Genomic DNA, 7181 nt, shown 5'->3' on the forward strand with positions numbered 1-7181 from the left:
GTGCACGCTCCCGGAGGCAGAAGGAGGGCGCCGGATTGCCTCCCCCCAAGCATCATCACCAGGCTGAAAATACTCCCGCCGGAGGTATCGCCCGGCCTGCGGCAGGTGCCGGCCTAGCTGACGAAGGTGTTGCCGAAGCAGATGTCTATGGCCTCGGGGGCCTGCATCGGGGGCACGACCTCGAAGCTCTGGCGCAACAGGACCACGTCATCGCGTGAGACCTCGAAGGTCCAGGTGCCGGTGACCAGCTCGCGGTCGAACTCGAAGTTGAAGCTGCGCACGCCCCAGCGACTGTCGAGCGCGGGGTTCCAGCTTTCCGTCGTCACCTGGCGGGGACCGACCGGCGGGTGGTGCACGGTGAAGACATAGGGTTCGAGCGGGGCGCCGGGTTCCAGGCGGATGCGGATGCCGAAGGAGATGCCGATATAGGCGGGCACCACGCGGGAGGAGAGCACCATCTCGGGGTTCTCTTCCGTCAGCAGGATGTAGCCCGACTCGGTGTCCGGGGCGTCTTCCTTCGCCACGTGGTCGGCGGGGCAGTAGATGCCTGCCTCGCTCATCTCGAGCGGGGGCAGCAGGATGTCTGCCAGCGGGGCGGTGCCCTGTGCCGCCGCCGGAAGGGCCGACAGAAGCCAGAGGGCGGCGCCGCGCGCGAAGGTCCGGATCCCGCCGCGAGAGGCGGGGGGCGGGGCCTTCGGGAAATGCGCGGCGCCCCTCATCATCATCCGATCGCGGCGGCTTTCACGTCGTCGTCGATATAGGGCAGGTACTGCTCGAAGTTCTCGGAGAACATGGTGACCAGCTTCGCCGCCTGGGCGTCGTAGCCTGCCTTGTCGTCCCAGGTCTGGCGCGGGTCCAGCAGGGCGGGCGCAACGCCGGGCACGGCGACGGGCACTTCGAAGCCGAAGTTCTGGTCCTTGCGGAACTCGGCCTCGTTCAGCGAGCCGTCGAGCGCGGCGGTCAGCAGGGCGCGGGTGGCACGGATCGGCATGCGGCTACCGGTGCCGAAACCGCCGCCGGTCCAGCCGGTGTTCACCAGCCAGCAGGTGGCGCCGTGCTTGGCGATCTTCTCGCGCAGCAGGTTGCCGTATTCCTCGGGGCGACGCGGCATGAACGGCGCGCCGAAGCAGGTCGAGAAGGTCGGGAGGGGTTCCACCACGCCGCGCTCGGTGCCCGGGGTCTTCGAGGTGAAGCCGGACAGGAAGTGGTACATCGCCTGCGCCGGGGTCAGCCGCGAGATCGGCGGCAGCACGCCATAGGCGTCGCAGGTCAGCAGGATGATGTTCTTCGGATGGCCGCCAAGCGCGGTGTCCGACGCGTTGGAGATGTACTCCAGCGGGTACGCGCAGCGCATGTTCTCGGTCAGTGAGCTGTCCTCGAAGTCGAGCTCGAAGGTCTCCTCGTCGAAGACCATGTTCTCGATCACGGTGCCGAACATCGAGCAGGTGGCGTAGATCTCGGGCTCGGCCTCGGCCGAGAGGTTGATCGTCTTGGCGTAGCAGCCGCCCTCGAAGTTGAAGGTGCCGCGATCGGACCAGCCGTGTTCGTCGTCACCGATCAGCACGCGCGAGGGGTCGGCCGAGAGGGTGGTCTTGCCGGTGCCGGAGAGGCCGAAGAAGATCGCAGTGTCGACCGGGTTGCCCTTGGCGTGGTTGGCCGAGCAGTGCATCGGCATCACGCCCTTCTCGGGCAGCAGGTAGTTGAGCAGGGTGAAGACCGACTTCTTGTTCTCGCCCGCGTATTCGGTGCCGCCGATCAGGATGACCTTCTGGGCGAAGTTCAGCGCGATCACGGTCTCGCTGCGGCAGCCATGACGGGCCGGGTCGGCCTGGAAGCTGGGGCAGTTGATGATGGTGAAGTCAGAGACATAGTCGTTCAGCGCATCGCGGTCGGGGCGGCGCAGCAGGTGACGGATGAACAGGTTGTGCCAGGCCAGCTCGGACACGACGCGGACGTTGATCGCATAGGCCGGGTCGGCGCCGCCGATCAGATCCTGCACGAAGTAGTCCTTGCCCTTCATGTGGGCCAGCATGTCGGCGTAGAGCACGTCGAAGGCCTCGGGGGCCATCTCGGCGTTGTTGTCCCACCAGATCTTGTCGGCCACATCGGGCGTCTTGACCACGTGCTTGTCCTTGGGCGAGCGGCCGGTGAACTTGCCGGTGGTGACCAGGAAGGTGCCGCCCTTGCCCAGGGTGCCTTCGTTCCGCTTCAGGGCGGCTTCGATCAGCGCGGGCTCCATTAGGTTGTAATAGACATTGCCCAGCCCCTCGATCCCCTGATCCTCGAGCCGGAAGTGCGGGTTCACCCGTCCAAATGTCATGTCTAACACTCCTGTAGCCGCGCTGCCGCGGCGGTCCTGTCATCCGGGCGCCGGCCGGAATGAATCGGAGAAGGCTGGCGCCGGAACCGGGCGATACGCCCGATATCGGGCCTCATAACACGTCAACTTCGAATGTGAACAGCCTGCCACCGGAGGTTAGCGCAACCATGGATGGTTTAGCGCAACCACTCGCGGGAAGCTGCCCTCTGGTCGGCAGGTCCTTGGGCGCCAAGGAAAAATTCAGGCGATCCTAAGACATTTTCGCCACATTTCGGCCATGGACCGGGGCGATTCGCGTTTCGTCATTGCCTGACAGGCGGGGAAAGGCGATTATTGTGGTAAAATCATGTCGATAGGACCTCCTGACCTGGCCTGAAGGATGCGGGCCCCGATACTCGCGGGGTGACAGAATGTCCCGGGCGGCAAGAGCAGTATGGAAGGAAGACCCATGTCCAAGATCGCGCTTGTGGACGATGATCGCAACATCCTGACCTCGGTGGCCATCACGCTCGAGGCCGAGGGGTTCGAGGTAGAGACCTATTCCGACGGCCAGGCGGCGCTGGAGGCCTTCAATAAGGCCCTGCCGGACATGGCCGTGCTGGACATCAAGATGCCGCGCATGGACGGCATGGACCTGCTGCAGCGGCTGCGCCAGAAGACCACCATGCCGGTGATCTTCCTGACCTCGAAGGATGACGAGATCGACGAGGTGCTGGGGCTGCGCATGGGCGCCGACGATTACGTCAAGAAGCCCTTCAGCCAGCGCCTTCTGGTGGCCCGCATCCGCGCCCTGCTGCGCCGCCAGGAAGCCCAGGCCGGTGACATCGTCGCCGAGACCGACGACACCAAGGTGATGGAACGCGGCCACCTGCGGATGGACCCGCTGCGCCACTCGGTGACCTGGAAAGGCCAGGACGTGACGCTGACGGTGACGGAATTCCTTCTGCTTCAGGCCCTTGCACAGCGCCCCGGCTTCGTGAAGAGCCGCGACCAGCTGATGGACGTGGCCTATGACGACCAGGTCTATGTCGACGACCGCACCATCGACAGCCACATCAAGCGCCTGCGCAAGAAGCTGCGCAACGCCGACCAGGATTTCTCCGCGATCGAGACCCTCTACGGTATCGGTTACCGGTACAACGAAGAATAAAGTCTCGTCCATGGCGCTTGCCGAAGGGATCAGCGTGCAGGACTCGTCCTCTCAGGATCGACGCAGGGGCGCCGAGCGGCGCGGCGACGTTGTGCTGGGCGAGGAATTCGTCGCGCCCGGAGCGGTGGTCGACGAAGAGTTCCGCCATCGGCGCGAAAGGCGCGGGCTCTTCGCGCTGAAAGCCTCTCCGCTGACCCGCAAGATCATCATTTTCAACCTGATCGCGCTGAACGTGCTGGTGGCGGGGGTGCTCTACCTCTCGTCCTCGCGGGAAAGCCTGCTGGCGCAGCGCCAGGCGGCGCTGGTCAGCGAGTCGCAGCTGATCGCCAATGTCTTCGAGGCGCAGATCGCTCCGGGGGCAGAGGTGGACCTGCTGACGCGGCGCGGCGTGGATGTCCCGGGCACCCTGGCGGCGCTGGACCTGCGCGCCGGGCTGACGCTGCTGATCTTCGACGACGCGGGCGACCTGGTCGCCCGGCGCGCCGGGCCGCGCCCCGAGATCACCACCTCGCATCCGACCTATGTCACCGACTTCCTGACCACCGTCTGGGACGGTTTCGCCAGCGTCTTCTCGTCGGGCCGGGTGCCGCTGCCGACGATCACCATCGACGAGGAGGCCCGCCGCCTGATCGCGGTCAATGGCACGGCCGGGCAGGAAAGTTCGACCGCGCGCGGGGCCGAGGGGCGCTTCCACACCGCGCTGACCCCGATCCTTGCCGGCGATCAGCCGGTCGGCGTCATCGCCCTGGCCGGGACAGTGGGCGAAATCGACGCCATGGTCCGCCAGGAGCGCGAGCGCGTGCTGCAGATGTTCATCATCGCCACGCTGGTCTCGGTCGGGCTCAGCCTGGTGCTGGCCTCGACCATTGCCAACCCGCTGTCCGATCTGGCCGCCGCCGCCGAGCTGGGGGGCGACCGGGGCAACACCCGCCCCAAGCCGAGCCGCGTGCGCATCCCCGACCTGACCGCGCGCCCGGATGAGATCGGGCGGCTTTCCGGCGCCCTGCGCGGGATGGTCAGCGCGCTTTATGACCGGATCGACGCCAACGAACAGTTCGCCGCCGACGTCGCGCATGAGATCAAGAACCCGCTGGCCAGCCTGCGCTCGGCCGTGGGCACCCTGCGGGTTGCCAAGCGCGACGACCAGCGCGTGCAGCTGATGGACGTGATCGAACATGACGTGCGCCGTCTCGACCGGCTGGTCAGCGACATCTCGAACGCCTCGCGGCTGGACAGCGAACTGGTGAAGGAAGAGGAAGAGGAGTTCGACCTGCTGCGCATGCTGGGCAGCCTGACCGACTACCTGGGCGAACAGGCGGCGGGCAAGGGCATCGACTTCATCACCGACCTGCCGCAAGAGGACCTGGTGCTGAGCGGGCTGGAGGCGCGGCTGGCGCAGGTCTTCGTCAACCTGATCACCAATGCGATTTCTTTCTGCGAAGAGGGCGATGCGATCCGGGTCTGGGCCCGGCGCCGGGAAAACCGCGTGCTGGTGGTGGTCGAGGACACCGGCCCGGGCATTCCCGACCAGTCGTTGCAGAAGATCTTCAAGCGGTTCTACTCGCACCGCCCGGCCTCGGACTTCGGCAACAATTCGGGGCTCGGGCTGGCGATCAGCAAGCAGATCGTCGAAGCCCATGGCGGCGTGATCTGGGCCGAGAACATCCGCCCGACCGATGCCGACATCACTTCGGATCCGCTCGGCGCGCGTTTCGTCGTCGGCCTGCCGATCTGAGATGGCCGAGGCGCGCGAAGCCCGGGTGATCCACGCCAGCTGCGTCGCGGTGCAGGGCCGCGCGGTGCTGATCCTGGGGACCTCGGGCAGCGGCAAGAGCAGCCTCGCGCTGGAGCTGCTGTCGCGCGGGGCGGCGCTGGTGGCTGATGACCGGGTGATCCTGACCCGCGAGGGCGACCGGCTGATCGCCCGCGCGCCCGAGACGCTCTCGGGCATGATCGAGGCGCGGGGCGTTGGCCTGCTGGGGGCCGCGCCGGCCGGGCCGCAGCCGGTGGCGCTGGTGGTCGACCTCGACCAGACCGAGGAAAACCGGCTTCCGCCGCATCGCAGCACGAATTTGCTGGGGCTTTCCTTAACCTTGCTTCACAATACTGGCACCGCGGCTTTCGCTGCGGCGATTCTGCAATATTTGCGTGAAGGACGCCGCGCGTAGACACGCGACGCGCGACTTTTCGCCAACCACAACCAGCGACGGCAGCCATGGCCACCGCAGACGAGCAGCCCAGACCGACCCAGAGACTCGTCCTCGTGACGGGGCCTTCCGGCGCTGGCCGTTCGACCGCCATCCGCGCGCTCGAGGATCTCGGCTTCGAGGCCATTGACAACATGCCGCTGTCGCTGCTGCCGCGCCTGCTGGATGGTCCGCCGCTGCGCCGCCCGCTGGCGCTTGGCCTCGACACCCGCAACCGCGATTTCTCGACCCTGGCGCTGATCGAGGCGCTGGACGGGCTGCGCCAGATCCGTGGCGTGCCCCTGGAGCTGCTCTATCTCGACAGCCGCGCCGATGTGCTCTCGCGCCGCTTTTCCGAGACCCGGCGCCGGCATCCGATGGCCCCGGAAGAGACGCCTGAGGACGGAATTGCCCGTGAATTCGACCTCTTGGGTCCGATCCGCGCCCGCGCCGACATCCTGATCGACACTTCCGAGATGACGGTTCATGACCTGCGCGCCGAGATCGACGGCCACTTCGCGCCGCAGGGCGGTACCGGGCTTGCGGTCTCGCTGCATTCCTTCAGCTACAAGCGGGGGCTGCCGCGCGGCATCGACATGGTCTTCGACGTGCGCTTCCTGAAGAACCCCTACTGGGAGCCCGCCCTGCGCGGCCTCGACGGGACCGACCCGGCGGTACAGGACCACGTGGCCTCGGACGCGCGTTTCGCGCCCTTCCTGTCGAAGGTCACCGACCTGACCCTGATGCTGCTGCCGGCCTATATCGAAGAGGGCAAGGCCCATCTGGCGATCGGCTTCGGCTGTACCGGCGGACAACACCGTTCCGTCACTTTGGCCGAAAGGCTGGGCCGGGCCCTTGCAGAGGCCGGCTGGCAGGTGTCTATAAGGCATCGCGAACAGGAACGGCGCCGGGCCGGCGAGGGGGCAGCATGAGCGCGTCCCTGATGCCCAGGCGCACACCCGAGGGAAGACCGGCCTTGATCGGAATCGTCATCGTCGCCCATGGCGGGCTGGCACGGGAATACAAGGCCGCCGTCGAGCATGTCGTCGGCGCCCAGCCGGGCATTTCCGCCATCTCGATCGAGAACAACTGCGACCGTGCCGTCAAGGAAGCCGAGATCTGCAAGGCCGCCGATACGGTCGACCAGGGCCAGGGCGTCGTGGTGGTCACCGACATGTTCGGCGGCTCTCCCAGCAACCTGTCGCTGATGGCCTGTCGCCCCGACGATAGGCGGATTCTTTACGGTGTGAACCTTCCGGCCTTGATCAAGCTGGCCAAGTCGCGGCATAAATCCCTGCCGGAAGCGGTGCGCGATGCCACCGAGGCCGGACGCAAATATATCGACAGCCGAAACCTGAGCATGGGCGCCTGAGGGCGCTCGGCAACGGGCCGCGCTGCGGGGAGTAACCATGAGCGACAGCGTCACTCGCGAGCTGACCATCGTCAACGTCAAGGGGCTGCATGCCCGAGCCTCGGCCAAGTTCGTCGAGGTCGTCGAGGCCTTCGATGCCCGCGCCGAGGTCAG

8 protein-coding genes are annotated in these 7181 nt (G+C 66.6%); 6 read left to right on the top strand and 2 right to left on the bottom strand.

From position 1 onward, the window contains the following. Nucleotides 1–113 precede the first annotated feature (113 nt). Complete coding sequence (locus OS124_RS25060) at nt 114–725, bottom strand: DUF3859 domain-containing protein (RefSeq protein WP_010141030.1); 612 nt, start codon at nt 723–725, stop codon at nt 114–116. Continuing rightward, nucleotides 722–2320 (bottom strand): phosphoenolpyruvate carboxykinase, encoded by a 1599-nt coding sequence (locus OS124_RS0116985; RefSeq protein WP_010141031.1) that lies wholly within the window; start codon nt 2318–2320, stop codon nt 722–724. The genes OS124_RS25060 and OS124_RS0116985 overlap by 4 nt, the downstream gene beginning before the upstream one ends. 448 nt (nt 2321–2768) lie before the next feature. On the opposite strand from OS124_RS0116985, the gene OS124_RS0116990 reads away from it, so the two are divergent. The 6 genes from OS124_RS0116990 to OS124_RS25065 form a co-directional block, all read left to right on the top strand. Continuing rightward, on the top strand, nt 2769–3470 hold the full coding sequence (locus tag OS124_RS0116990) for a response regulator transcription factor (protein ID WP_010141032.1): 702 nt from the start codon (nt 2769–2771) through the stop codon (nt 3468–3470). 10 nt (nt 3471–3480) lie between these two features. Then, nucleotides 3481–5205: a sensor histidine kinase gene (locus OS124_RS0116995; protein WP_010141034.1), complete on the top strand. Its 1725-nt coding sequence runs from the start codon at nt 3481–3483 to the stop codon at nt 5203–5205. A 1-nt stretch (nt 5206) separates the two neighbouring features. Then, nucleotides 5207–5638: an HPr kinase/phosphorylase gene (locus OS124_RS0117000; protein ID WP_010141035.1), complete on the top strand. Its 432-nt coding sequence runs from the start codon at nt 5207–5209 to the stop codon at nt 5636–5638. 47 nt (nt 5639–5685) lie between these two features. Beyond that, nucleotides 5686–6588: an RNase adapter RapZ gene (gene rapZ / locus OS124_RS0117005; RefSeq protein ID WP_050900918.1), complete on the top strand. Its 903-nt coding sequence runs from the start codon at nt 5686–5688 to the stop codon at nt 6586–6588. Between the two features lie 44 nt (nt 6589–6632). Next, complete coding sequence (locus tag OS124_RS0117010; RefSeq protein ID WP_010141037.1) at nt 6633–7028, top strand: PTS sugar transporter subunit IIA; 396 nt, start codon at nt 6633–6635, stop codon at nt 7026–7028. A gap of 37 nt (nt 7029–7065) precedes the next feature. Next, the coding region (locus tag OS124_RS25065) for an HPr family phosphocarrier protein (protein ID WP_010141038.1) at nt 7066–7181 on the top strand (116 nt) is incomplete at its 3' end.

The organism is Oceanicola sp. S124 (assembly GCF_000220565.1).
Classification (GTDB): Bacteria; Pseudomonadota; Alphaproteobacteria; order Rhodobacterales; family Rhodobacteraceae; genus Pseudooceanicola.

Coding starts and splice junctions, on each gene's coding strand:
- OS124_RS0117000 (WP_010141035.1), top strand. CDS start 5,207: ATGGCCGAGGCGCGCGAAGCCCGGGTGATCCACGCCAGCTGCGTCGCG.
- rapZ (WP_050900918.1), top strand. CDS start 5,686: ATGGCCACCGCAGACGAGCAGCCCAGACCGACCCAGAGACTCGTCCTC.
- OS124_RS0116995 (WP_010141034.1), top strand. CDS start 3,481: ATGGCGCTTGCCGAAGGGATCAGCGTGCAGGACTCGTCCTCTCAGGAT.
- OS124_RS0116990 (WP_010141032.1), top strand. CDS start 2,769: ATGTCCAAGATCGCGCTTGTGGACGATGATCGCAACATCCTGACCTCG.
- OS124_RS0116985 (WP_010141031.1), bottom strand. CDS start 2,320: ATGACATTTGGACGGGTGAACCCGCACTTCCGGCTCGAGGATCAGGGG.
- OS124_RS25060 (WP_010141030.1), bottom strand. CDS start 725: ATGATGATGAGGGGCGCCGCGCATTTCCCGAAGGCCCCGCCCCCCGCC.